Raw genomic sequence first — 25,439 nt, forward strand, 5'->3', positions numbered from 1 at the left:
ACCAGAAAAAAAGTGATGAGCAGAATAGATTTACCTATTCTGCAACATCACCTTTAAATTATTATTTTATTTCTTCTAGGGAAATTTGGTTTTTGTACTTTTCTCTTTCCTTCATTTTTTTATTATAGCAGGACCTACAAAGGGGTTCATAAAGGTCCTTGGAACCTATTTGTATTCTAGAATCATCTGATGATTTTTTGTAAGAAGCCCAAGCATCTTCACCACATGAAGCACAAATAGCATGATGCTTAACTAGCTCATCGGCTATTGGCATGATCTCTTTTATAATTTCAAAAGGTCTAGCCATATAATCCATATCTAGGCCAGAAACTACTATAGTAATGTTCATAGCCATTAATTCATTAAATATTTCTATTATTTCGCTAGGGTCATTTGGGAAAAATTGAACTTCATCAATTCCTATACAATCTATATCATTACTTTTCGCATAAGCCAAGATTTCTTTAATATTTTCAACTTTGATTGCATCTAATTCTAGATTATCGTGGCTTACAATTTTTTTATCGTCATCCCTGTTATCAATTGAAGGCTTAAAGGCTACTATCTTATAATTTGCTATTCTCATCCTATAAAGCTCTCTCCATAGAGATGTAGTCTTTCCAGAAAACATGGATCCAGTATGAACGATTAATCGACCTTGTCTTTTCATAGTATTTCTAAACATTGAACTTAAAGTTGACTACATCACCATCTTTCATGATGTAATCTTTCCCTTCTTGTCTAAGTAGACCCTTTTCTTGGGCCTTGTGGATTGAGCCTTCGTTGATAAGGTCGTCATAGGAAACTATTTCAGCTTTTATGAATCCCCTAGAAATATCTGAGTGAATTTTACCTGCTGCATCAACTGCCTTAGTACCCTTAGTTATTGTCCAAGCTCTAGTTTCCATTTCGCCAGTGGTTAAAAATGATATTAGATTTAGGGTTTTGTAAGAATCTCTGATAACTTTGTCAGTACCTGATTCTTCAAGACCTAGCATGGACAAAAATTCGCTTCTTTCTTCTTCATCTTCGATTTCTGATATTTCTTGCTCTATTTTTGCAGATACGACAGAAACTTCTGCCCCCTCAGTTTTAGCAAAGTCACGGACTTTTTTTACATAAGGATTATTTTCCCCATCATTTGCTGCGTCTTCTTCATTTACATTTGCCACATAAATAATAGGCTTTGTTGATAGAAGCTGGTAGGCTCTAAGCATTTTTACTTCTTCCTCATTGAGGTCTAAGACTCTAGCTGATTTGCCTTCCTCTAAAACTTTTTTGATTCTTTCAAGTAATTCGACTTCGGCCCTAACGCTCTTATCGCTTCTTGCAATCTTTTTTCTTTTTTCAAGAACCTTATCTACTAACTCTAGGTCAGAAAAAATAAGCTCAAGATTAATTGTTTCAATATCTCTTAAAGGATCAACAGAACCGTCAACATGGGTAACATTTGGATCATCAAAGCACCTAAGGACTTCTACTATTGCTTCGGTTTCTCTAATATTAGATAGAAACTTATTTCCAAGACCTTCACCCTTTGAAGCTCCCTTTACAAGACCGGCTATATCATAAAACTCAATAACGGCTGGAACAATTTTTTTGCTAGAACTTAATTCAGATAATTTATTTAATCTTTTGTCAGGTACATTAACAAGTCCGACATTTGGATCAATTGTAGCAAATGGATAATTCGCTATAAGTGCACCTGCTTTAGTAATGGCATTGAATAATGTTGATTTACCAACATTAGGCAAGCCTACAATTCCTAATTTCATTTGATCACTCCATCTACTTTTATTTTTTGCAATGATAATATTATAATTGTTTTATAAGAAATATCAATCTTTTACTTATCCATATAAGAGCTTTTAGGGCTTTTGAATTTTTTACTTTGATTATTTAGATTTTCAATTATGGAAAGTGATTATTATTAGTATAATATAAGTAGAAAAATTACTTTATGATATTAAGGAGTCAAAAATGAATATAAATCAAAGAATAGATAAATTAAGAGAATTGATGAATGAAAGAAATATTGACGCATATATTATCCCAACATCAGATCCTCATCAATCTGAATATCTAGCAGATTATTATAAAACTAGAGAGTTTATAACTGGTTTTACTGGCTCAGCAGGTACAGCCCTAGTAACAATGAACGATGCCTTACTATGGACTGATAGTAGATATTTCTTACAAGCTGAAAAAGAATTAAAGAATACAGAGTTTAGTCTAATGAAAATTGGTGTTGAAGGTGTAGATACCCTAGAAGACTACCTTGACAAAAATGTATCTGAGTTTGGAAAGATTGCCTTTGATGGCAAAACATATTCAGTAAAAGGCTACAAAAACCTAAGCGAAAATATGGGAGCTAGAATTCTTGTCTCTGACGTAGACTATATATCTCAAATTTGGGAAAATAGACCAGAACTTGGCAAAGATAAGGCTTGGATTATGAAAGAAGAATATGTAGGTGAAAGCCTAAAGGAAAAATTAGCTAGACTAAGAACTACTATGAAGATGAAATCTTGTGATTATACCTTTATTGGAGCACCTGAAGATATTTGTTATTTGCTAAATATCAGGGGAAATGATGTAGCCTACAATCCTGTCCTCCTATCTTATATGTTAATTTCAAATGACAGCGCTAGTCTATGTATAGATGAAGATAAATTAACAGCAGAAGTAAGAGAATATCTTGAATCAAACGATGTAAAGATTTATAGCTATGATTCTATTTATAGGTTATTAAAAAATATTTCTGGAAAAAATAGGATATACCTTGATCCAGAAAGGACTAATGTGGCAATTTATGATAGCATAAATGCAAATGTAAAAGTAAGCCTTGGTACAAATATTAGTACTTTAATGAAAACGATAAAAACTGATACAGAGATTGAAAATGTTAAGAAAGCCTACATCAAAGATGGTATCGCCTTGGTTAAATTCTTTTCTTGGCTAGAAGTAGGGGCAAAAACTGGATCTCTTAATGAATTATTAGCTAGCAAAAAACTACATGACCTAAGAAGTGAAGATGAATCTTATATTGAAGATTCTTTTGAAACAATTGCAGGCTATAAAGAAAATGCAGCTATAGTTCACTATGCACCACAAGCCACAGGCTCTAAAACAATAAGAGATGAAGGAATGATTCTAGTTGACTCTGGAGCCCATTATAATGAGGGAACTACTGATATAACAAGAACTGTTGCCCTAGGTAAACTTACAGATGAAGAAAAAACAGATTATACACTCGTATTAAAATCATTTTTAAGTCTTTTCTTAGCTAAATTCAAAGATAAGACAAATGGACAAAGATTAGATGCTTTTGCAAAATTCCCACTCTGGCAAGCAGGTAAAGACTTCTTCCATGGAACAGGCCATGGGGTAGGCTTTGTTCTAACAGTCCATGAAGGACCACAAAGAATTGCTGATAGAGATAATCACCAATTTGTAGCAAACATGACCTCATCAATAGAACCAGGTCTATATATTGCAAACTCACATGGTATTAGAATTGAAAATGAAGCATATGTAAAGAAAGCTTTTGAAAATGAATTTGGTAAGTTCAATCAATTTGAAACTCTTACTTATGTTCCTATTGACACAAGACCAGTAAAAACCGAAATGCTCAATAGAGATGAGCTTGAATGGTTAAATAATTACAACAAGGCATGCTTCGAAAAGCTAAGCCCATACCTAGAAGGCCATGACTTAGAATATTTGAAAGAGAGTTGTAGAGAAATTTGACAAATAAAAAGATTAAAGAAAAACTGAAAGAACTTCCTGAATTACCAGGCGTATATATAATGAGAAATGCTGATGATGAAATAATCTATGTAGGTAAGGCCATTTCTCTGAAAAGACGAGTACGTCAATATTTTGATAATAGTAAAAATAAGGGCGCTAAAGTCCTTGCCATGATTAAAAACATAGATCATTTTGAGTATATCATAGTTCAAAATGAAGTCGAGGCCCTAGTTCTTGAAAGTAATTTAATCAAAAAGAATAGACCAAGATACAATATTGTATTAAGGGACGATAAACAGTATCCCTATATAAAAATATTGAAGGAAAAATTTCCTAGAATAAAAAAGGTTAGACAAGTAAAAAAAGATGGGGCCAAATATTTTGGTCCCTATCCTGATGCCTACGCAGTTAATGATGCTATAGCTTTATTCCACCTTTATTATCCATTCAGAACTTGCAATTTGAATTTTGATAAGGGTGCAAGACTAGATAGACCCTGCCTAAATTATTTTATCAAAAAATGTAAGGGCCCTTGCGTAGATAAGGAAGATGAATCAACTTATCTTAGAAATATGGAGCAAGTTAGCTCATTTTTGGATAAGAAATCTGATAAAATCCCAGAATGGGTTTTAGAAAAAATGCAAGCCTACAGCAAAGAATTGAATTTTGAGATGGCGGCCATATATAGGGACTATTATAGGGCCTTATCTGTAATTTCTGAAAGGCAAAATGTCACAGAAACACGAGCTGATGATATGGATATCATTGCTACAAGCAAGGGAATCAATAACATTATCATCCAAGTGTTTTTTATGAGAATGGGTAAAATTGTTGATAGAGAGCACTTTGTAATTAAAAATGACTTTATGGAAAAAGATGAGGATATAATTTCGTCCTTTATGAAGCAATTCTATCTTGATATAACCTATATACCAAAAGAAATCATAGTTCAAAGTTTACCGAGCGATTTACAATCCTTGAGTGACTTTCTTTCAAACAAGAAAAATGCCAAGGTTAGCATAATGAAGCCAAAACTTGGGAAAAAGAAAGAATTGCTAGATTTGGCTAGCAGAAATGCTTACGATATGAGAATGAAGCTTGATAAAAGAATTGAAAGAAAAGAAAGAAAACGCTCATCAGGTTTTAATCAACTTAAAGAAATTCTAAATATAAAGGAAATCTTTAGGATGGAATGTTTCGATATATCGAACACTTCGGGAGTATTGTCAGTTGGCTCAATGGTAGTGTATGAAGATGGTATTCCTACTCCTAAGGAGTATAGGAAATTTAAGATAAAGACTGTTGTTGGACCTGATGATTACGCATCCCATAGGGAGATTTTGACTAGAAGACTAAAACGTGGGATAGAGGAGAAGGCTAAGGGAAATACCCAAACAGGATTTGGATCTATGCCAGATTTAATATTGATGGATGGTGGAAAAGGTCAAGTTAGTATAGCTAAAGAAGTAATTAGTGAATTAGCTTTGGACATAGAAGTAGCAGGTCTAGTAAAAGATGATAAGCATACAACAAGGGCTATAATTTATGATAACGAGGAGATTCCCATTAATAGGAGAGATCCTGTTTATAAATTAATATATGAAATCCAAGAACAAGCCCATAACTTTGCTATAAATTATCATAGAAAACTTATGCAAAACACCATGAAAAAATCAGAGCTTGATGAAATAAAGGGTGTCGGAGAAAAAACAAGAAAAAATTTGTACAAACACTTTAAAACAATAGCTAACATCAAAAAGGCGAGCGTTGAAGAGCTTATGGAAGTGCCCCTAGTTGGAAAAGTTCAGGCTCTTGAAATTTATAAGTATTTTAAATTGAAAGGATAAGATATGGCTAACAGCAATGATATAAGCGATTTTAGTGAGCATATAGACAAAGAAATAACTAGAGGAATTGATCAAAAAAAAGTAAGTCTTAGTAAAATAGTTGAAATAATGAATCTGGAAATAATCTATAAATCAAGCGATTTTGATGAAATAGAATTGGAAAGTGCAGAAGTTAATAGGCCTGGCCTACAGCTAACAGGTTATCTAGAAAAATTTCCTCACAAAAGATTGCAATTAATCGGCTCAGTTGAATATACATATTTAACAAGCCTAGATTCCAAAATGCAATATGAGAGATTCAGAGGAATTTTATCTTATAAATTGCCAGCAGTAATATTTACCTATAACAAAGAAATCAACAAAGATATTAGGGACTTATGTAGTTACTATGACATAACTCTTTTGAGGTCGCCACTAAAGTCTACAAGATTGATATCAAAACTTTCCGATGAGCTAGAATATCAACTAGCGCCAACCAGCAATGTACATGGCGAACTACTTGAAGTTTTTGGTGTAGGAGTTTTGATTATGGGAAAATCATCTGTGGGTAAGAGTGAAACAGCCCTAGATTTGGTAAATAGGGGTCACAGACTTATAGCTGATGATATGGTAGATATAATTGCTGCTAATAATAAATTAACAGGAGCTTCTCCTGCAAATATTAGGCATTATATGGAAATTAGAGGTCTTGGAATAATCAATGTTAGAAGATTATATGGATCAGGAGCTGTAAAGTCTGCAACTAATATTGATTTGGTAATAGAACTTGAACAATGGAAAGAGGATTACGAATACGATAGACTAGGTCTGGATGATCATTTTATTCAAATTTTGGATGTAAAAGTTCCCCATATTGTAGTCCCTGTAAGGGCAGGAAGAAACTTAGCCTTGATAGTTGAAGTAGCTGCAATGAATCAAAGAGAAAAGAATTTGGGATACAATGCAGCAAAAGTCATGACTGACAATATCTTCAAAGAAACTAGTGGAGAAAATTACACATCAATAAGGGATATATTAAAAGATGGTCAAGGAATTATATAGATAATAAGCTCTTAATAAAGTTAAGCTGTTAAATTTCAAGTAAACAAAATGATTGTTAGTATTTCAATGTGCTGACAGTCTTTTTTAGTTTTGAATTAATTAAAAGAAGTTATAAAAATTTAAAAAAATAAATAATTAAACGTATGGTATAAAAAAGAATAAAATTTTTATTAAAAATGGCAAGAAAAGTTGAAATTCTAACTTGACATATAGGTTAAAAAAACTTATACTTAAAATAGTGTTAACGATATTTGTTACTAATATTATAGGAGGTCTTAAATGACAGTTAAAAGAGCTATGAAGACTATGGATGGTAACACAGCCGCTGCTCACGTATCTTATGCGTTTACAGATGTTGCTACAATCTATCCTATCACACCTTCATCACCAATGCCAGAAGCAGTAGACGTTTGGGCTGCTAATGGAAGAAAGAATATTTTTGGTAGACCAGTACAAGTAAAGGAAATGCAATCCGAAGCAGGAGCTGCAGGAGCAGTACACGGAGCATTAGCAGCAGGAGCACTAACTACTACATATACTGCAAGTCAAGGATTATTATTAATGATTCCTAACATGTATAAGATTGCAGGTGAAAGATTACCAGGTGTATTCCACGTTGCAGCAAGAACACTTGCTACTCACGCACTTTCTATCTACGGAGATCATTCGGATGTAATGTCAGCAAGACAAACAGGTTTTGCTATGCTTTGCAACTCTTCAGTTCAAGAAGTTATGGACTTAGCTCCAGTTGCTCACTTATCAGCAATCAAAGGAAGCATACCATTTGTTAACTTCTTCGATGGATTTAGAACAAGCCACGAAATCCAAAAGATTCAAGTTTGGGATTATAAAGATCTTGCTCCACTAGTAGATATGGATGCCGTAAATAGATTTAAAAATAATTCACTAAACCCAGAAAGACCAAAAACAATTGGTACTGCTGAAAAGAATATCTTCTTCCAAAGAATGGAATCTGTAAACAATGCATATGATGACATCGTTGGTATAGCAGAAGATTACATGCACAAAATCAATGAATTAATTGGCACACACTACGAATTATTCAACTACTATGGTGCAGATGATGCAGAAGAAATTATCGTTGCAATGGGATCTGTTTGTGAGGCTGCTGAAGAAACAATCGACGCTTTACTTGCTCAAGGCAAAAAAGTTGGTATGATTGAAGTTCATCTTTACAGACCATTCTCAGTAGATCACTTACTAAAAGCTATTCCAAAAACAGTTAAGAAAATCGCTGTTCTTGATAGAACAAAAGAAAAAGGATCTGTTGGTGAACCTTTACTACTTGATGTTAAATCTGCTTTCTATGATAAAGAAGACAAACCACTTATCATTGGCGGTAGATATGGTTTATCATCAAAAGATACAGTACCAGCTGATATCGAAGCTGTATTTGTAAATCTTGCTAAAGACGAACCAAAAGACGACTTTACAATTTCAATCAATGATGATGTTACTCACAAATCACTTGAAAGAACTGACCTAAAGATTAGACAAGAAGGAACAACAAGATGTAAATTCTGGGGATTCGGATCAGACGGTACAGTTGGAGCTAACAAACAAGCTATCAAGATTATCGGTGATAACACAGACATGTACGCTCAAGGTTACTTTGACTATGACTCAAAGAAATCTGGTGGTCTAACAGTATCCCACTTAAGATTTGGTAAAAACCCAATCAGATCAACATACCTACTTGACGAAGCTGACTTTATGTCTTGTTCAAAAGTTGCTTACGTTCATCAATATGACCTACTTAAGGGATTAAAAGACGGCGGATCATTCTTACTAAACTGTGCTTGGACTGATGAAGAATTAAATGAACATCTACCAGCAAACATGAAACGTTACATTGCTAATCACAATGTTGAATTCTACACAATTGACGCTTCTCACTTAGCTCAACAAATTGGATTAGGTTCAAGAACAAACATGATTATGCAATCTGCATTCTTTAAACTTGCTAACGTAATTCCTTTGGAAGATGCTGTTGGTTACTTAAAGGCATCTATAGTTAAGTCATACGGCCACAAGGGTGATGATATTGTTAACATGAACTACAAGGCTGTAGATAGCGGAATCGACGCAATCCACAAAGTTGAAGTTCCAGAAGCTTGGAAAGATGCAGTTGATGAAAAGAAAGAAGAAAGAGAACTTCCAGAATTCATCAGAGAAATTGTTAAACCAATGCTTGAACAAAAAGAAGACGACATCCCTGTATCAGCATTTGTTGGTAGAGAAGATGGAGCTTTCGAATCAGGCACAACACAATATGAAAAGAGAGGAATTGCTCTTACAGTTCCTGAATGGCAAATAGATAATTGTATCCAATGTAACCAATGTTCATACGTTTGTCCTCACGCAGTAATTAGACCTTTCTTAGTAACAGAAGAAGAAAAGGCAAACGCACCTGAAGGCTTTACAACTAAAAAAGCAATTGGTAAGGGCATGGATGGATACGAATTTAGAATCCAAGTATCTCCACTAGATTGTACTGGATGTGGAAACTGTGCAGATGTATGTCCAGCTCCAAAGAAAGCACTTCTAATGAAACCATTCGAAGAAGAAGTAGAAAAAGAAAAAGACAATTGGTACTTTGCTCATGATGAAATTGGATACAAAGAAGACGTTATGGATCCAATGACATTAAAGGGAAGCCAATTCAAACAACCATTACTTGAGTTCTCAGGCGCATGCGCTGGTTGTGGTGAAACTCCATATGCAAAACTTGTTACTCAATTATTTGGTGATAGAATGTATATAGCTAACGCTACAGGTTGTTCTTCAATTTGGGGAGCTAGTGCACCAGCTATGTCTTACACAAAGAATTCTTGTGGCAAGGGACCAGCTTGGGGTAACTCACTATTTGAAGATGCTGCTGAGTATGGTTATGGTATGAAACTTGCTGCTGATGCTAACAAATCATTACTTGAAACATACATGAACCAATTCTTAGAACTAGGTCTTGATACACCATTTAATGAAGCATTCAAGGCATGGTTAGAAGGTAAAGAAACTGTTAATACTTCAAAAGAAGCAACAGCTAAGATTATGAATCTTAAAGAAGAAACAGTTGACAGCGAAGAAGGAAAAGCCCTACTTGATAAGATTTTCCAACTAAAAGATTACATGATTAAGAAATCAATCTGGATCTTTGGTGGTGACGGTTGGAGCTACGATATCGGATTCGGTGGTGTTGATCATGTCCTAGCTAGTGGTGAAGACATCAATATCCTTGTATTCGATACAGAAGTTTACTCTAACACAGGTGGACAATCATCTAAATCTACACCATTATCTGCAGTAGCACAATTTGCTGCATCAGGTAAAAAGGTTAGAAAGAAAGACCTTGGTCTAATGATGACATCTTATGGTTATGTATACTGTGCACAAGTAGCTATGGGTGCAAACCAAAATCAAACACTTAGAGCTCTAAAAGAAGCAGAAAGCTACAATGGTCCATCATTAGTAATAGCTTATGCTCCATGTATCAACCACGGTATTAGAATCGGTATGGGTAAATCACAATACAGAGAAAAACAAGCTGTAGAAGCTGGTTACTGGCACTTATGGAGATTTGACCCAAGACTTGCTGAAGAGGGCAAAAATCCATTCCAATTAGATTCTAAAGAACCAAAAGAATCATTCCAAGAATTTATCCAAGGCGAAGTAAGATACTCTTCACTAAAGAGATCCTTCCCAGAAACAGCTGATGAATTATATGCTGAAGCAGAAAAAGCTGCAAAAGATAGATATGCAACATATAAGAGATTAGCAGGTAAATAAATTTAATTCATAAAAACCGTCATTTATTTGGCGGTTTTTTTATGTGCACTTTTATCTTTGCAAATTCCATTATAATTAATTGATAGTTATGGTATAATCATAATAAAAAGGTAATAGATTTACTAATTCATACTGGAGGTATTATGACTATTAAGTATGTTAATCATTTAGGAAAAGTAACTATTGATGATTCGATTATTACAAATATAAGTGTAGCCAGTGTTATGCAATCTTATGGAGTAGTAGGACTTGCCAGTGCTTCTGCCAAGGATGGTATATACAAACTACTAGGAGTTAATAACATGCAAAGGGGAGTTCATATAAAAAGGCTTGATAATGGAAACATAGAAATTAATATTTCTTTATTCCTAAAGTATGGTGTAAGGATTCCGGTTGTTTGTCAAAATATAATTGAAAATGTGAAATATAATGTAGAAAAATCTCTTAATGTTAGAGTTGCTGAAGTCAACATTTTTGTACAAGGGATAATTAAGTAGGAGTGTAAATGAAAATTATAGATGCGAATAAACTTCAACAAATGATTATTGGAGCTTATGAATATTTAGATGAGAACAAGGATCATGTTAATGAACTAAATGTTTTTCCTGTTCCTGATGGTGATACTGGAACTAACATGAACATGACAATTAAATCTGGACTTGATAAGGTAAATAAATCTAATTTATCTTCTGTTGAAGAAGTTTCCAAGGCCTTGAGTCAAGGTACCCTTATGGGAGCAAGGGGCAACTCAGGTGTTATTCTTTCTCAATTGGTTCGTGGTATGTCCAAAACTTTAAAGGGCAAGGATGTCATAAATGCAGAAGACATCAGGGATATATTTGAAAATGCTAAAAAAACCGCCTACAAGGCTGTTATGCAACCTACTGAGGGAACAATACTTACAGTTGCAAGAATGATGGCTGAGAAGGCAGCAGAAGCCTATAAAGAAGATATAGAACTAGATGACTATCTAATGGAAATAATTGCAGCAGGTCAAAAAGCCTTGGACAGTACGCCAAAGCTATTGCCTGTTTTAAAGGAAGCTGGAGTGGTTGACTCAGGTGGTCAAGGATTAATTTTCCTATTAAGGGGTGCCCTAAATGCCTTAAATGGAAATATAGATAGGGATATTAATTTATCAGCAGAAGAGGATGATGATGACTTTACTTATAAGTTAGATTTCGAACTAGCCTCAAATGAAGAAAAATTAAGCCAACTAGATGAAAATCTTAGAAGAATTACAAAAGATTATGATTCGACATTAACAAGTGAAAGTTTGAAAGCTTCATTAAAAACAGATAGCCCACAAAATATTATTCAAATGATTCTTTTGGAAGGTGTAATCTTAAAGATTAATCTTGAAAATTTGAAAGCAAATATCGAGATTAAGGAGGAAGTTGATACAAAGCCAAAGAAAAAATATGGATTTATTGCTGTATCTAGGGGTGAAGGCTACAATGCTATAATGGAAAGCCTGAATATAGATAAGATTATTGCAGGCGGACAAACTATGAACCCATCTACTGAGGATATCTTTAAGGCTATTGAAGAAATAAATGCAGAAAATATTATTATTTTCCCAAATAATAAAAACATAATAATGTCAGCTAAACAAGCGGCAGAAGTAACAGAAAAAAATGCCTATGTTGTTGATACTAGATCAATACCAGAAACATTCACTGCTTTATTAGAATTTGATGAAAGTTTATCAGCAGAAGAAAATCTTGAAAATATGAATGAGATTATCGAAGATATTCATATAGCCGAAGTTTCAATTTCAATAAGAGATACTAGTGTTAATGATATAAAGATTAAAAAAGATGACTATATAGGCATACTTGATGGTAAGATAGTTGCAACAGACTCCTCAATGGATAAGACTTTAGAGCTAACTATTGATAATATCATAGAAGAAGGCGAGGTTTCTCTTGTTACTGTATATTATGGTGAGGATGTAGATAAGAGAAAAGCCAAAGAATTTGTCAAGAAGCTTTCTAAAAAATACAAAGATGTAGATTGTGAATTAGTATATGGTGGTCAACCAGTTTATTATTACACTGTAACATTAGAATAATGGATTTAACAAGTCTAAAGGGGATTGGTCCTAAAAAAGCTAGTGACCTAAAAAGACTCGGTATTCTAAGTGTATCGGATTTATATTCCTATTATCCCAAAGAATATGAAGATAGGACAAGGCTTAGGAGCATAATTGATATAAAAGATTCTAATAAGCACTACTTTTGCTGGCAGATTGTCAGTAAGCTCTATTTTAAGAATCTTCCAAAGATGACTATTTCGTACCTATATGCAAGGGAACTTACAAACCCTTCCTATAAAATACGACTGATATGGTTTAATGACAGATTTAGTCCTAGGAAACTTTTTGAGGGAAAAGAATATAAATTTTTCTGCCAAATAACTGAAAAAAAGGGGATTTATGAAGCTGTCAATCCTATTTTTTGTGACTTAGATGAAGATGAAATTGGATCTATAATTCCTTTGTATTCTTTGACTAAAGGCCTTAGTCATAAGCAAATTAGCACCTATGTTGAAGAAGCATTAAAATATTATGATAGTAAGGAAGATATCATTGACTATAGCTTACTTGATAAATTTAAGCTAAATAAAAGAATTGATAATTTAAGGGAAATTCATAGACCAAGTTCTATAGAAAATCTCAGAAAAGCTAAGAGTCAGATTAAGATTATAGATTTACTAAAGGATTTATATTTTTTAGATTATTTAAAAGAAAAAACTAGGCATAAACAAAGTATAAATCTATATTACAATCTGAGTGAAATCTTAAAAGAGATTCCATTCACCCTAACACGAAGTCAAGAAAAATCACTGATAGAAATTCTGGAAGATGTAGCTTCTCCAAATTCAGCTAACAGACTCTTGGTAGGGGATGTTGGTAGTGGGAAAACTATAGTAGCGATAATCACTATGATAGTTTTTGCCCTTAACTCTTATCAGTCAGCAATGATGGTACCTACTGAGCTTTTAGCTATTCAACAATTTGAAAAGAACAAATATTTATTTGACAAGTTTAAGATAAAGGCTGCTCTTCTAACTTCTAGTACAAATAATAAGCAAAAGCTTAAAGAAGATATAAGAGATGGCAAGATTGATTTACTCATAGGAACTCACGCCATTATCCAGGAGGATGTTGTTTTTAAAAATCTTAGATTCGTTGTAAATGATGAACAACATAGGTTTGGTGTAAGCCAAAGACAAATGCTGGCCCTCAAGGGACACGAAGTAAATTATTTAACAATGACAGCGACTCCTATACCAAGAACTATGTCCCTAAAGATTTCCCAGATAATTGACTTATCTATAATTAATGAGCTTCCTAAGGGACGAATTCCAATTACAACAAAAATTATAGGAAGTGAAAAAATAAGTTTGTTATATGATTTTATTGAGGAGAGTATTAGAGCTTCTAGGCAAGTCTATGTTGTTACTAATAATATAGATGCAGATGATAAAAACTCCCTAGAAAACCTTTATAAACTTTATAAGAAAAAATTTCCTTCCTACAGGATAGCTATTCTGCATGGAAAGCTTACGGCTAATGATAAGGAAGATATTTTAAAGGAATTTAGCGAGGGAAGTATAGATATTTTACTTGCGACAACTGTAATCGAGGTTGGTATAGATGTTGCCAATGCTAATACAATGATAATTTATAATGCCGATAATTTCGGCTTATCAACCCTCCATCAGCTTAGGGGAAGAGTTGGAAGGGGTGAATATAAGTCTTATTGTTTTTTAGTAAGTGATAAGCCTAGTCCAGCTAGTAAGTTAAATATCTTAGTAAAAAGTAATGATGGTTTTGAGATTGCCAAGAAAGATTTTGAACTTAGGGGTGGAGGAAAGATTTTATCTTTAATCCAGCACGGTAAGAATCTTTCTAAGATAGAATATCTAAATATGACAGCAGAAGAAATAGACAAAAGCTTTGAAATATATAAAAAGACTAAAGACTCTAATTATCAGGGTGTTAATCTTTCCTTTATTGATGAGTTTTTTTGTAATGATAAGAGGATAATATTAAATTAATGAGAGTTGTAGCAGGAAAATATAAAGGTTTCAATTTATTATCGCCAAAAGTTAATTCATCTAGACCAACAGATAATAAGGTAAAGGAGGCAATCTTTGATATGCTTTTTCCCTATAAACCTGATTTTGTGGCTTTAGACCTATTTTCTGGTACTGGACAGATGGGTATAGAATTTTTGTCTAGGGGTGCTAGAGAAGTTTACTTTAATGAAAAAAACTCATCTACCCACTCTATATTAAAAGAAAATCTTTCTAAAATTAAGGATGACTCGGCTAAAATTACAAAGCTTGATTTTAGGAAAGCTCTAAAATATTATAAGGAAGAAAAGCTAAAGTTTGATTATATTTTCTTGGATCCGCCTTATGATGGGGATATGCTAAAGCATGCTATTGAGCTAATAATAGAATGTGAATTATTAAATGATGAAGGTATAATAATAACAGAATCCGATAGGGAATTAGATTTTTCTGGAAGAGGAGGCCTAAACATCCTAAAAGAAAAATCTTATGGAAGGAAACTAATAAAAATATATACGAGAAATGAAAGTGATTTATCCAGGTAGCTTCGACCCACTAACTCTTGGTCATATTGATATAATCAAGAGACTTTCTAAAATGTTTGATGAAGTTGTCGTTGCTGTATTAATTAATGAAAACAAAAACTCTGTATTTTCTCTTGAAGAAAGAGAAAATATTATTAGAGAAGAAATGATAGAAGAGGGCATTGAAAATATAAGCATAGCTTCTTTTGATGGTCTGCTGGTGAATTTTGCAAAGAAAACGGGTATAAAGACCGTTGCTAGAGGATTGAGGGAAATTACAGACTATGAGTATGAGAAAAACATCGCTATGTTTAACTCTAAACTAATGGAAGGACTTGAGACAATATTTCTACTCAGTGATCCAAACTATTCTTACATAAGTTCTAGTGGAGTTAGAGAAGTCGCTAGCTTTAAAGGCGATGTGTCATCTTTTGTTAGTAAAGATGTAGAGTTGAAAATTAAAGAGAAGTTTGAGTATTAGGGGGATATTATGGCACAAAATAAGTTGATAAATTTGATTAATGAGATGGAAGATGTGATGGATGAATCATCATCTGTTCCTTTTTCAAGAAAAGTATCTGTTGATCCAGATGAAATATATGAATTATTGACAGAAATGAAAGATGCTTTGCCAGAAGAAATTAAGCAAGCTCAATGGGTTAATGATGAAAAAGAAAGAATCATCGGTGAAGCAAAGAATGAAGCTGAGAATAGACTAAGTGAAGCCGAAAACGAAATTAATAATATCAAAGAACAAGCAAGAAATAAATTTAAACAATTAGTATCTGAGCATGAAATTACAAGACAAGCTAGGAATGAAGCTGATAGAATTATCTCTGAAGCTAATGCTGAGGCTGAAAAAATTAGACAACAATCATATGCTTATGTAGATAGATTGTTCCAAGGATCTGTAGAAAACTTTAGCCAACTTGCTCAACAACTTGAAAAAAATAGAATTAAAATTCTAGAAAGTAAGTAAGATAAAACCTATGAAGTTTGAGGCTTCATAGGTTTTTCTGTATTTTTATTGGATTTTTATAATCTAAGAATAGGTCTCTCTTAGATAAAAGCGAATATAAATTACTAGACTTTATCATATTCTCATATATTATTAACTCAGAGCTATCAAGCTTTTTGATATCCGACTTTCTCATGACTACTTTTATTTTTTCATTAATTTCCCTAAAATATTGCCTAGCCTCATTATTAAAGGCTAAGACTTTTATAAAATTATAGTTAAGGTCGTTAAGGTCTTTTTTATTATCTAATATATAATTAAGCATAAGTCTTTTCATACGTGACTTACTATGTCTTTGGGATTTGCAAGCATTTATGAAAGTATCATAAGTAAGATTAGAACTTAGTAATTTTCTAAAAAAATTATCCATACCCTCTTCATAGCAGAGTATCTCCTCCAATGAATCTTTCTTGATTAATAATTTATACTTAAAAATATCAAGGAGTAAGTCATAATCAGCCTTCTTGTGGTTACTAAAAAAATAATTTAAAGACTCATTAGATTCTTTAGGCATTAAATTTCTAATATCCCCATTAAGATTCATTCTTATTGCAGTAGATGAAGCAAAATTTTTGTCTTCAACTAAAAGATCACTATTATTAGCCCCCATCCTTCTAATAGGAAGGGCCTTGATTTTAGAGCTTAATTTAGAAATAGATCTCATATACTCAAGAGCGAGGATGTTATTTGAACTAATAAAATCATCGGAAGATAAAAACTCTTTTAGTGCCAGATATCTTGCTTCAGTAAAAGAATAATTTTCATTAATAAATTTTCTAGTTAACTTTTCTATTTTTGAGTCATTAGAAATAATTTTATTAACGTAAGTCAAAAAATCATCTGGATCCATGTTTTCAATGCCAAAAGCTATATAAGTAATTCCTATTTTATCTAGAAGCTCACAAGACTTGTAAGCAAAAAACTCAGCCGATTGGAGGCTGATGAAGTTTGGCATCTCAATAACCAAATCAAAACCACAAGCTATAGAAACATTAGCTCTAGCGAATTTATCAATAATGGCAGCTTCGCCTCTTTGAACAAAATCACCACTCATTAGACTAACAGCAAGGTCAGGTTTGATTATCCTTCTTGCTTGTTCAATTAGATATTTGTGACCATTGTGAAATGGATTGAATTCTGAAATTATTGCAAGTTTTTTCATATTATCACCATCTTTATTATACATTATTTATTTAATATTATAAATATAGGCTATTATTATTTGGATTAATTTAATTATTTTGAAAAAATATGGTATAATAATTAGAGAAACATGCGTAGGAGGATATATGATTTCAGCAAATGATTTAAGAAAAGGCGTAACTTTTGTATATAATAATGAGGTTTATCAAATAATTGATTTCCAACACGTTAAACCTGGAAAGGGAGCAGCTTTTGTTCGTGCTAAAATAAAATCTGTAATGAACGGTGGAGCAAAGGATGTTACTTTTAACCCAAATGAAAAATTTGAGCAAGCAGTAATAACAACAAAAGAAATGTCATATTTATACAATGATGGCGAGCTTTATTACTTTATGGATCCAGAAACATTTGAACAAATAGGTATTGAATATGAATCAGTAAAAGATGCAATCATCTATGTTAAGGAAAATGAACCAGTTCAAATTAAGTTCTATGATGGTAAGCCATTCCAAATTGAAGCACCAAACTTTGTAGAATTGAAAGTAGTAACAACAGAGCCTGCAGTAAAGGGTGATACAGCAACTAACGTTACAAAACCAGCCACAGTAGAAACAGGTGCAGTAATTCAAGTTCCAGTATTTGTAAATGAGGGTGATGTTATTAAGATAGATACAAGAACTGGGGATTATCTATCAAGAGTATAGGGAGAAGATTATGTCAGCAAATTTCGTAAACGGGTCAGTAAAGATTGCAGATGAAATTCTTGATCAAATAGCAGTTGCTGCTGCAAGCGATGTTTACGGTGTCTTTTGTGAAGATGATCAAGATAAGACTTTTAGTTTCTATAATAGAAATCCTAAAAGTAGAGTTCAAAAACTAGGCGATTATCTACATTTTTATCTAGATGTCAACTTTGATAGAAATATCAATGTTAGAAATGCCGTAAAAGATATACAAAAGAATGTTAAAAGTGTAGTTGAAAATATGACAGGCATAGCTGTAACTAGAGTTGATGTCAATGTTAACAATCTTGAAATATAATGAATAGAGTTGAGCAAAGAGAGTGGGTATTTAAATTAATCTATCAAGACATGATTAGTAAAATAGAGGATGTAGATAAAATCCTAGCTGAACTTAATTTGGCAGATGAAGATTTTATTAAGGCTTCGATTTCATCTTATCTAGACAAACTCACACTAATAGAAGAAAAAGTTGATTCTAATCTAGATAGTAAACATAAGAGAATTGCTAAGGTGCTTAGGTCTATTCTTTATCTAAGTATAAATGAAATTTACTTTATGGATATTCCAGTTTCAGTTTCCATTAACGAGGCTGTGAATTTAGCTAAAAAATATTCTGATGAAGAGGATTATAAACTTGTCAATTCAATCTTAGGATCAATTGTAAGAAAAGATGGCAAATGAAAAAAGCACTAAGTGTTAAGCAGTTTAATGAGTATTTTAAATCAAATATAAAACACGATCCTATATTTCAAAATCTTTATATAAATGGGCAATTGGCGAACATTAGGATCAATAATTCCCATTTATATTTTTCTCTAAAAGAAGATACAGATATCATAGATTGTGTAATTTATTATTATGAAGATAAGGCTGTTGACTTTGATTTTGAAGTTGGCAAGGATATCTTAGTTAGGGGTAATGTCTTATATAATAACTATTCATCTAGAATTGTGATTGTTGCAAACGAAGTAGTAGAAAATGGCATTTCTGATAATTATTTACAATTAATAAAGATGAAAGAAGAGTTTAGAAAAAAAGGCTATTTTGACATCTCTAATAAAAAGGAGATAAGCCAATACCCTAATAAAATTGGCTTAATAACTTCTCAAGATGGTGCAGCAATTGTTGATTTCTTATCAGTTATTAATCAAAAGCCCAATGATATACATATTTATCTTTATCCTGTAAAAGTTCAAGGGACTGATTCTTCCTTAATGATTAGTAAGGCAGTTAAAAGTCTTGATAGGAAAGGCTTAGATTTAATTGTAATCACCAGAGGTGGTGGATCCAATGAAGATTTGAATAGTTTTAATGATAGGGCTGTTATCGAAGCTGTATTTGATGCTAAGACACCTATAATATCGGCTATTGGTCATAAAATAGATCAAACTTTACTTGATTTAGTGGCGGATTTATCCCTACAAACGCCGACAGAAGCAGGTTCCTACCTTGTAAAATCTTATTCAAATTTAGAAAGGGATATGAAAAATATCCTAGATCAAATAAAAGGAATTCTTAATGATAGAATTAATAGCTATGAGTTTGACTTAGTTAAGTTAAAACTAGAGCTTGATAATTATAATCCGTCTTTTACTTTGAAAGAAAAGATGAGAGAGCTTTTATACCTTAAAAAGGACCTGGACTTAAAAATACAAGCTAATATCATGTATAATGAGCAAAAAATCAAACTCTTATACAAAGACTTAAAGAGATTTGAAGATATTATAGAGATAAGTAAAAAGAATATTCACATAAAGGACATTAAGCAAGAAATAATTTTTTCAGCTCATCAACTAAAAGTTAAGGATAAAGCTTATATAGAGTTTAGTGATGGAATTGTAAAGGTGGAAGTAATTGATTGATAAGACCCTAGAAGAAAATATGAAAAAAATGCAAGATCTTCTAAAGCAATTGGAAGAAAATAAGGATAACTTAGATAAAAGTATAGAGATTTATGAAAAAGCAACTCGCATTTACAAAGATTTAGAAAACAAATTAAAGGATTATAAGGCAAAGGTGGAAGTTATATCTAAAAATGAATGATATTGATTACAGACAAAGGCTTGTTGATAACAAGAATTTGATAGATGATGAAATAAAAACTTACATAAAAGGAGAATCTCTAATAGAAGAGGCGATGCTATATGCTCTAGAAGCTGGTAAGAGGATAAGGGCTAGCCTATTTTTAGAAACAAGGAGACTTTCTCGAAATCAAATCGATAAAAACGATTTACTATTCGCTTTGGCCATAGAGATGATTCAAGCTTACTCCTTAGTTCATGATGATTTGCCAGCAATGGATGATGATGATTATAGAAGAGGTAAGGAGAGCCTCCATAAACATTTTGGAGAAGATTTAGGAATATTGACTGGTGATGCTTTGCTCAACGAAGCAACAAAACTTATGTTTGAAATTGCTTCTAGAGATTCTTCTTTTATAAAAGCTAGTCAATATCTTCTAAGCAAAACTGGTAAAGATGGGATGATAGAAGGACAAATATTAGATTTAAGACGTAGGAGGAATTACAACAAGGATTTTCTAATTGAAGTTTATGATAAAAAGACAGCCGATTTCTTCAAAGGAGCTATAGTTGCTGGAGCCTTAGTTAATGGATTTGACCAAGATACAATTAACAGCCTTGAAAGATATGCTTACTATCTAGGGCTTGGTTTTCAGATACAAGATGACCTACTTGAAAAAGATTATGGTGATGAAATTAATATTTTAAGTTTGATGGATTTACAAGCTAGCAAAAAACTTTTAGAAGATATTAATTATCAATGCAAAAAAGAAATCGAAAATTTTGAAAATAATCAATTTTTCCTATTTTTAATTGAATTTCTGTCCAAAAGACAATATTAGAGGCGACTATGAAAAAGTATACAAGACAACGATTAATTCTAGACATAATACAAAATAATGACGTCAAGACTCAAAGTCAATTATCTGAGATGTTAAAAGATCATGATGTTGATGCGACTCAAGCAACAATTTCAAGGGATATCAAAGAACTAAGAATTTCGAAGGTTCAGACTGATGATTATGAATACAAATATACAGTAGTAGATACAGTCTATGATACTCTAACAGAGAGGATGGAAAAGATTTTTAAGGAATCTGTCCTTTCCATAGAAAAGTCAGCTCAACTAATCGTTATAAAGACCATATCTTATTGTGCAACTGTTAGTGGTGCCTATATTACGAATGAAAAATTAGATAATGTTGGTGGAATAGTAACAGGAATAGATACAATCTTTATAACTCCAACTGATGTTGACAAGATAGATATTTTAGTAGAAGATATAAGGAATCTTATAAAATAATGCTTTCTGAGCTTTTTATTGATAACTTTGTTATTATCAAAAGAGATCATATATATTTTTCAAAGGGATTTAATGTTCTTACAGGTGAAACTGGGTCAGGTAAGTCCTTAATCTTACAGGCTATTAATCTTGCCTTAGGTCAAAGAGCTGATAAGGACAGCATAGGAAGATTTAACGATAAGACAATCATTGAGGCTGTATTTTCTTTAGATCCAAAATCTAAATCCTTACTTGAAGATATGGACATAGCTTTTGATGACGATAAATTAATTATAACAAGAACCATATCAAAAAAGACTTCCAATATCAGAATCAATGGAAGGATCACTAATCTTTCAAGCTTGAAATATATAGCAGAGGTCCTAGTAGACATATATAAACAAGGCGATAGCAATTCATTTATGAATAGTGCTAATTATATTGATTTGATTGATAATTACACTAATGATGATGCTACAAGAATTTTAAGAAATGACTTAGAAAATCTTTATAGACAAAGAGAGGCCTTACTTGAAGATTTTAATAATTTAAATTTATCAGAAGAAGAAGTTACTAGAGAAAGGGATTTAATTAATTATCAAATAAACGAGATAGAAGAAATTGATATATTTAAAATTGATGAAGAAAGTTTGGATAAAGAATATCAAAAGCTAAACAATATCTCTGCAATTATTAATTCATCCAATAAAATCAAAGAATTGCTTGACTCAGAAGAGTTTGGTCAAATATCGGCTACAAGCTTAATTAATGAATGTGTATCAGAGCTTTCATCTTATATTTCAGTCGACGATAAGATTGAAAATATCTACAATAATCTCATAAACATTTCTGATTTAATTAATGATTGCTACCAAGATATAGATTCCTATGAGATGGGCTTGGAGCAAGATCCTGAGAGAATGTATGAGTTGGATATGATTAATCAAACTCTTTTCACTCTAAAAAGGAAATATGGGTCTAGTATAGAGGAAATAAAAGAATATTACGACAAGATCAACAAAAGAATTCTGGAATTAAATGAAATAGAGAATTTAAGACTTAATGTTGATAAGAAAATCACTAATATAAATAATAAAATGCTCGAAGCAGCAAAGTCCCTTACTGATATAAGGAAAAATAAGAGTAGAATTCTTGAAGCTGAGATTAACAGCAAGATAAAAGATCTTAATATAAAAAATGGTAAATTCAAGATAGACTTTGGTCAAAGAGCTTGTATAGGCCATAAGGGAATGGATCTTATAGATTTTCTAATTAGCACAAACAAGGGTGATGAACTTAAATCATTATCTAAGACAGCTTCTGGAGGAGAAATTTCTAGGATTATGCTTGCTTTCAAAGAAGTATTTTCTGATGCAGATAATATAGATACTTTGATTTTTGACGAAATAGACACAGGAATAAGTGGAAGGACTGCCCAATTGGTAGGTGAAAAAATTCTTAGACTATCTAAGAAAAGACAAATCATAGCTATAAGCCACTTGCCACAAATTGCTTCTTTGGCAAATAAACACATATTGATTAGTAAAGAAGACGTAGACAAGTACACTATAAGCAAAAGCTTAGATCTATTTGGCAAAAATAGGGTAGAAGAAATTGCAAGAATGATAGGTGGAGTAGATATTACTAGCACGACAGAAAAATCTGCAGAAGAAATGCTAAAAATGGCGGAGGATTTAAGAAATGCCTGATGAAAAATTTTATGAGAAATCAATTAAGTCTGAGACTATATATGACGGTAAGATTTTAAAACTTAGAGTTGATACAGTCGAACTTGAAAACAAAAAATATTCTAAAAGAGAGATAGTAGACCATCAAAAGGGCGTAGGAATAATAGCTTTTGATGCTGATGGTAAGCTATGGATGGTTAAACAATATAGGAAGGCTATCGACAAAGTAACCCTTGAGATTCCAGCAGGCCTTGTAGAATCAAATGAATTGCCAATAGAAACAGCAAAGAGAGAATTGCAAGAAGAAGTTGGATATTTCCCAGAAGATATATCTTATCTTTTTGATATGCACTCATCCCCTGGTTTTACTAATGATAAGTTGTCATTTTTTGTCGCCAAGGATTTGAGAGAATCTCGCCTTGATCAAGATGAGGATGAGAATGTTAAGGCATTTACTTACGATGTTGATGACTTATATACTATGATAGAAAATGGAGAGCTAACCGACGCTAAAAGTATTATAGCAGTTCTTTATGCTAAAAAGATGAAAAATGAATAATGATTCTTTACTAAATATCGAACTAGAGGCCTTTTCAGGCCCTTTTGATTTGCTATTAAAACTTATAGAGAAAAATAAAATTGACATATACGATATTAATTTAGAGGATATAACAAATTCTTTTCTCGAAGAGATAAATAAAATGGATGAAAGTATTAACAATCTTTCTGAATTTATATATATAGCATCCATTCTATTGATGATAAAATCAAATAAACTTTTGCCTAAAGAAGAAAACAATAATCTTGAAGAAGAATTAATTTCATATCTTATCTACTATAAGAAAATCAAGGCTGTTGAAAATGAATTTAAAGAAATGGAAGAGTCAGCTAGAAAGGTTTATAGCAAATATCAGGAGGATTTAAGTCAATTTGATAAATATGAAGAGCTTTCTATTACAAAAGATATTAATCTTTTAACACAAGAATTCGAAAAGCTTATAAAAAATTTTAATAAAAAGTCTCAAACTCCAAGTATAAAGAGTCTTAAACAAGAAGATGTCAACGATTATGTAGAGAAAATTAGAAAGACTTTGAATTTTACTAAAAAACTAGATTTACGTGATTTGACAAAAAGAATCCGCAATAAATCTGAATGTATTGCAACATTTCTTGCCCTTTTAGAATTAGTTAAGCTAAAGGAAATTAAGCTTAAAGCATTGGAGAAGAATTCGTTTATGGTATTGAAGAGGTAATATGGACAAGGATTATTTAAAGGGCCTTATAGAAGAAATCTTATATATTTGGGCAGAGCCTATAGATGTCAATGATTTATCCCAGATAATATTTGATTTTGATAAAAAAGATATCAAAATCGCTTTGAATGAGATGATTGAGGAGAGATCTGACAAAATATCAGGCTTAATCATTAAGGAATTTGATGGAGCTTATCAATTTACTTCAAGAGAAGAACATAGTAAATACTTTGAAAAAGTAATTACAAAATCAGAAAAAAAGTTATCAACTTCGACCTTGGAAACTTTATCAATAATAGCCTATAAACAACCTATTACAAGGGCTGAAATTGATAAGATAAGGGGAGTCAATTCCCAATCTACTATAGATTCGCTCCTTGCTAAAGGACTGATAGAAGAAAATGGTAGGCTTGATAAGATTGGTAAGCCTATTATATATATAACTACAACTCAATTTTTGAAGTATTTTAATATTTCATCTCTTGATGATCTCCCTGACATAGATTTCGACGAAGATGAGGATAATGATGAGGATTAATAAGTTTATAGCAAGATCGGGTTACACTTCTAGGAGAAAGGCTGATGAATTAATTAAAAATGGTCTTGTGAAAGTGAATAATAAAATAATAAAAGAGCCTGGTATAGATGTTAAAGAAAATGATCTTGTTGAAGTTGATGGTCAAATACTTGAAATAGAGGATAAATTCTATCTAAAACTCTATAAGCCAGTTGGCTTTATCACTAGTAATTTTGATCCCTATAATGATAAAGATTTGAATAACTTGCTAGACTTAGATAAGAGATTTTTCGCCGCAGGAAGACTTGATAAGGACAGTGAGGGTTTATTAATAATAACCAATGATGGTGATTTTACTAATGAGATAATCCACCCTAGCAAAAAACTTGATAAGACCTATATAGTTAAGGTTAGTAAATTATTAACTAATAAGGAAATTAGATTATTTGAAGAGGGATTAGATATAGGAAATGGAGAAGTCACCTCTGACTCAAAGATCGTTCTTATAGACAAAAAGACTAAGAAGTATAAGGTTACTATACATCAAGGCTATAACAGACAAATTAGAAGAATGTTTGAATATTTTTCATCGACAGTTATTAATCTTAAAAGAATAAGCATAGGACCTATCCAATTATCAGATATGAAGCCTTATGAAAGAAGAAAATTCACAGCAAAGGAATTAGAATTTGTTAAGCAAGTGATGGGATAGGTGTCTATCT

The 25,439-nt window shown here is 32.1% G+C and carries 25 protein-coding genes; 22 read left to right on the top strand and 3 right to left on the bottom strand.

All coding sequences use genetic code 11. The features are described 5' to 3' along the window. Positions 1 to 61: 61 nt before the first annotated feature. A complete protein-coding gene (locus P6936_RS05300) occupies positions 62 to 670 on the bottom strand; it encodes a thymidine kinase (protein ID WP_040349295.1) in 609 nt (202 codons plus the stop codon). Positions 671 to 677: 7 nt separating this feature from the next. After that, the gene (gene ychF / locus P6936_RS05305; RefSeq protein ID WP_004835867.1) at positions 678 to 1,775 is read right to left on the bottom strand and encodes a redox-regulated ATPase YchF; all 1,098 of its coding nucleotides are present in this window, start codon (positions 1,773 to 1,775) and stop codon (positions 678 to 680) included. A 205-nt stretch (positions 1,776 to 1,980) separates the two neighbouring features. On the opposite strand from ychF, the gene P6936_RS05310 reads away from it, so the two are divergent. The 10 genes from P6936_RS05310 to P6936_RS05355 all read left to right on the top strand — a co-directional run bounded on the left by P6936_RS05310 (position 1,981) and on the right by P6936_RS05355 (position 16,031). Then, positions 1,981 to 3,750 (top strand): aminopeptidase P family protein, encoded by a 1,770-nt coding sequence (locus P6936_RS05310; RefSeq protein ID WP_276881039.1) that lies wholly within the window; start codon positions 1,981 to 1,983, stop codon positions 3,748 to 3,750. Next, entirely contained in the window at positions 3,747 to 5,597 is a 1,851-nt protein-coding gene (uvrC, locus tag P6936_RS05315) for an excinuclease ABC subunit UvrC (RefSeq protein WP_276881040.1), read from the top strand. The genes P6936_RS05310 and uvrC overlap by 4 nt, the downstream gene beginning before the upstream one ends. A 3-nt stretch (positions 5,598 to 5,600) precedes the next feature. After that, entirely contained in the window at positions 5,601 to 6,638 is a 1,038-nt protein-coding gene (hprK, locus tag P6936_RS05320; RefSeq protein ID WP_082743109.1) for an HPr(Ser) kinase/phosphatase, read from the top strand. A gap of 279 nt (positions 6,639 to 6,917) precedes the next feature. Further along, complete coding sequence (gene nifJ / locus P6936_RS05325; protein ID WP_276881041.1) at positions 6,918 to 10,445, top strand: pyruvate:ferredoxin (flavodoxin) oxidoreductase; 3,528 nt, start codon at positions 6,918 to 6,920, stop codon at positions 10,443 to 10,445. Positions 10,446 to 10,588: 143 nt separating this feature from the next. Continuing rightward, positions 10,589 to 10,942, top strand: a complete 354-nt coding sequence (locus tag P6936_RS05330) for an Asp23/Gls24 family envelope stress response protein (protein WP_004835872.1) — start codon at positions 10,589 to 10,591, stop codon at positions 10,940 to 10,942. Between the two features lie 8 nt (positions 10,943 to 10,950). Continuing rightward, positions 10,951 to 12,519 carry a DAK2 domain-containing protein gene (locus P6936_RS05335; protein WP_276881042.1) on the top strand — a complete coding sequence of 523 codons (1,569 nt, stop codon included), beginning with the start codon at positions 10,951 to 10,953 and terminating at the stop codon, positions 12,517 to 12,519. After that, positions 12,519 to 14,510, top strand: coding sequence for an ATP-dependent DNA helicase RecG (locus tag P6936_RS05340; protein WP_276881043.1), 1,992 nt, complete (start codon positions 12,519 to 12,521; stop codon positions 14,508 to 14,510). The genes P6936_RS05335 and P6936_RS05340 overlap by 1 nt, the downstream gene beginning before the upstream one ends. Beyond that, entirely contained in the window at positions 14,510 to 15,073 is a 564-nt protein-coding gene (gene rsmD, locus P6936_RS05345) for a 16S rRNA (guanine(966)-N(2))-methyltransferase RsmD (protein WP_276881044.1), read from the top strand. The genes P6936_RS05340 and rsmD overlap by 1 nt, the downstream gene beginning before the upstream one ends. Beyond that, positions 15,051 to 15,533, top strand: coding sequence for a pantetheine-phosphate adenylyltransferase (gene coaD, locus P6936_RS05350; RefSeq protein WP_004835876.1), 483 nt, complete (start codon positions 15,051 to 15,053; stop codon positions 15,531 to 15,533). The genes rsmD and coaD overlap by 23 nt, the downstream gene beginning before the upstream one ends. Before the next feature lie 9 nt (positions 15,534 to 15,542). Then, the gene (locus P6936_RS05355) at positions 15,543 to 16,031 is read left to right on the top strand and encodes a hypothetical protein (RefSeq protein ID WP_004835877.1); all 489 of its coding nucleotides are present in this window, start codon (positions 15,543 to 15,545) and stop codon (positions 16,029 to 16,031) included. Positions 16,032 to 16,056: 25 nt separating this feature from the next. Here the strand turns inward: P6936_RS05355 and P6936_RS05360 are convergent, their stop codons facing one another. Continuing rightward, positions 16,057 to 17,232 (bottom strand): nucleotidyltransferase family protein, encoded by a 1,176-nt coding sequence (locus P6936_RS05360; protein WP_276881045.1) that lies wholly within the window; start codon positions 17,230 to 17,232, stop codon positions 16,057 to 16,059. Between the two features lie 127 nt (positions 17,233 to 17,359). Here P6936_RS05360 and efp point away from each other — a divergent pair, with 127 nt between their 5' ends. The 12 genes from efp to P6936_RS05420 are packed head-to-tail and all read left to right on the top strand — an operon-like array spanning position 17,360 to position 25,429. Next, positions 17,360 to 17,917 (top strand): elongation factor P, encoded by a 558-nt coding sequence (gene efp / locus P6936_RS05365; RefSeq protein ID WP_276861849.1) that lies wholly within the window; start codon positions 17,360 to 17,362, stop codon positions 17,915 to 17,917. Positions 17,918 to 17,927: 10 nt separating this feature from the next. Further along, positions 17,928 to 18,254, top strand: coding sequence for an Asp23/Gls24 family envelope stress response protein (locus P6936_RS05370; protein ID WP_004835880.1), 327 nt, complete (start codon positions 17,928 to 17,930; stop codon positions 18,252 to 18,254). After that, positions 18,254 to 18,637 (top strand): transcription antitermination factor NusB, encoded by a 384-nt coding sequence (locus P6936_RS05375; protein WP_276863475.1) that lies wholly within the window; start codon positions 18,254 to 18,256, stop codon positions 18,635 to 18,637. Before P6936_RS05370 ends, P6936_RS05375 begins: the two co-directional genes overlap by 1 nt. Then, positions 18,634 to 19,818: an exodeoxyribonuclease VII large subunit gene (gene xseA, locus P6936_RS05380; RefSeq protein ID WP_276881046.1), complete on the top strand. Its 1,185-nt coding sequence runs from the start codon at positions 18,634 to 18,636 to the stop codon at positions 19,816 to 19,818. The genes P6936_RS05375 and xseA overlap by 4 nt, the downstream gene beginning before the upstream one ends. Next, complete coding sequence (gene xseB, locus P6936_RS05385) at positions 19,811 to 19,999, top strand: exodeoxyribonuclease VII small subunit (protein WP_276881047.1); 189 nt, start codon at positions 19,811 to 19,813, stop codon at positions 19,997 to 19,999. The genes xseA and xseB overlap by 8 nt, the downstream gene beginning before the upstream one ends. Beyond that, on the top strand, positions 19,992 to 20,819 hold the full coding sequence (locus P6936_RS05390; protein WP_276881048.1) for a polyprenyl synthetase family protein: 828 nt from the start codon (positions 19,992 to 19,994) through the stop codon (positions 20,817 to 20,819). Before xseB ends, P6936_RS05390 begins: the two co-directional genes overlap by 8 nt. 8 nt (positions 20,820 to 20,827) lie before the next feature. Continuing rightward, entirely contained in the window at positions 20,828 to 21,280 is a 453-nt protein-coding gene (locus P6936_RS05395) for an arginine repressor (RefSeq protein ID WP_276881049.1), read from the top strand. Continuing rightward, positions 21,280 to 22,968 carry a DNA repair protein RecN gene (recN, locus tag P6936_RS05400; RefSeq protein ID WP_276881050.1) on the top strand — a complete coding sequence of 563 codons (1,689 nt, stop codon included), beginning with the start codon at positions 21,280 to 21,282 and terminating at the stop codon, positions 22,966 to 22,968. Before P6936_RS05395 ends, recN begins: the two co-directional genes overlap by 1 nt. After that, the gene (locus P6936_RS05405; protein WP_060929497.1) at positions 22,961 to 23,506 is read left to right on the top strand and encodes an NUDIX hydrolase; all 546 of its coding nucleotides are present in this window, start codon (positions 22,961 to 22,963) and stop codon (positions 23,504 to 23,506) included. Before recN ends, P6936_RS05405 begins: the two co-directional genes overlap by 8 nt. Next, the gene (locus P6936_RS05410) at positions 23,499 to 24,200 is read left to right on the top strand and encodes a segregation and condensation protein A (RefSeq protein ID WP_004835888.1); all 702 of its coding nucleotides are present in this window, start codon (positions 23,499 to 23,501) and stop codon (positions 24,198 to 24,200) included. Before P6936_RS05405 ends, P6936_RS05410 begins: the two co-directional genes overlap by 8 nt. Before the next feature lies 1 nt (position 24,201). After that, positions 24,202 to 24,738 (top strand): SMC-Scp complex subunit ScpB, encoded by a 537-nt coding sequence (scpB, locus tag P6936_RS05415; protein ID WP_004835889.1) that lies wholly within the window; start codon positions 24,202 to 24,204, stop codon positions 24,736 to 24,738. After that, positions 24,728 to 25,429 (top strand): pseudouridine synthase, encoded by a 702-nt coding sequence (locus tag P6936_RS05420; RefSeq protein ID WP_276861897.1) that lies wholly within the window; start codon positions 24,728 to 24,730, stop codon positions 25,427 to 25,429. Before scpB ends, P6936_RS05420 begins: the two co-directional genes overlap by 11 nt. Positions 25,430 to 25,439 lie beyond the last annotated feature (10 nt).

Source organism: Anaerococcus tetradius (assembly GCF_947087635.1).
GTDB classification, from domain to species: Bacteria; Bacillota; Clostridia; order Tissierellales; family Peptoniphilaceae; genus Anaerococcus; species Anaerococcus tetradius.

Coding starts and splice junctions, on each gene's coding strand:
- P6936_RS05300 (WP_040349295.1), bottom strand. CDS start 670: ATGAAAAGACAAGGTCGATTAATCGTTCATACTGGATCCATGTTTTCT.
- ychF (WP_004835867.1), bottom strand. CDS start 1,775: ATGAAATTAGGAATTGTAGGCTTGCCTAATGTTGGTAAATCAACATTA.
- P6936_RS05310 (WP_276881039.1), top strand. CDS start 1,981: ATGAATATAAATCAAAGAATAGATAAATTAAGAGAATTGATGAATGAA.
- hprK (WP_082743109.1), top strand. CDS start 5,601: ATGGCTAACAGCAATGATATAAGCGATTTTAGTGAGCATATAGACAAA.
- nifJ (WP_276881041.1), top strand. CDS start 6,918: ATGACAGTTAAAAGAGCTATGAAGACTATGGATGGTAACACAGCCGCT.
- P6936_RS05330 (WP_004835872.1), top strand. CDS start 10,589: ATGACTATTAAGTATGTTAATCATTTAGGAAAAGTAACTATTGATGAT.
- P6936_RS05335 (WP_276881042.1), top strand. CDS start 10,951: ATGAAAATTATAGATGCGAATAAACTTCAACAAATGATTATTGGAGCT.
- P6936_RS05340 (WP_276881043.1), top strand. CDS start 12,519: ATGGATTTAACAAGTCTAAAGGGGATTGGTCCTAAAAAAGCTAGTGAC.
- rsmD (WP_276881044.1), top strand. CDS start 14,510: ATGAGAGTTGTAGCAGGAAAATATAAAGGTTTCAATTTATTATCGCCA.
- coaD (WP_004835876.1), top strand. CDS start 15,051: ATGAAAGTGATTTATCCAGGTAGCTTCGACCCACTAACTCTTGGTCAT.
- P6936_RS05355 (WP_004835877.1), top strand. CDS start 15,543: ATGGCACAAAATAAGTTGATAAATTTGATTAATGAGATGGAAGATGTG.
- P6936_RS05360 (WP_276881045.1), bottom strand. CDS start 17,232: ATGAAAAAACTTGCAATAATTTCAGAATTCAATCCATTTCACAATGGT.
- efp (WP_276861849.1), top strand. CDS start 17,360: ATGATTTCAGCAAATGATTTAAGAAAAGGCGTAACTTTTGTATATAAT.
- P6936_RS05370 (WP_004835880.1), top strand. CDS start 17,928: ATGTCAGCAAATTTCGTAAACGGGTCAGTAAAGATTGCAGATGAAATT.
- P6936_RS05375 (WP_276863475.1), top strand. CDS start 18,254: ATGAATAGAGTTGAGCAAAGAGAGTGGGTATTTAAATTAATCTATCAA.
- xseA (WP_276881046.1), top strand. CDS start 18,634: ATGAAAAAAGCACTAAGTGTTAAGCAGTTTAATGAGTATTTTAAATCA.
- P6936_RS05390 (WP_276881048.1), top strand. CDS start 19,992: ATGAATGATATTGATTACAGACAAAGGCTTGTTGATAACAAGAATTTG.
- P6936_RS05395 (WP_276881049.1), top strand. CDS start 20,828: ATGAAAAAGTATACAAGACAACGATTAATTCTAGACATAATACAAAAT.
- recN (WP_276881050.1), top strand. CDS start 21,280: ATGCTTTCTGAGCTTTTTATTGATAACTTTGTTATTATCAAAAGAGAT.
- P6936_RS05405 (WP_060929497.1), top strand. CDS start 22,961: ATGCCTGATGAAAAATTTTATGAGAAATCAATTAAGTCTGAGACTATA.
- P6936_RS05410 (WP_004835888.1), top strand. CDS start 23,499: ATGAATAATGATTCTTTACTAAATATCGAACTAGAGGCCTTTTCAGGC.
- scpB (WP_004835889.1), top strand. CDS start 24,202: ATGGACAAGGATTATTTAAAGGGCCTTATAGAAGAAATCTTATATATT.
- P6936_RS05420 (WP_276861897.1), top strand. CDS start 24,728: ATGAGGATTAATAAGTTTATAGCAAGATCGGGTTACACTTCTAGGAGA.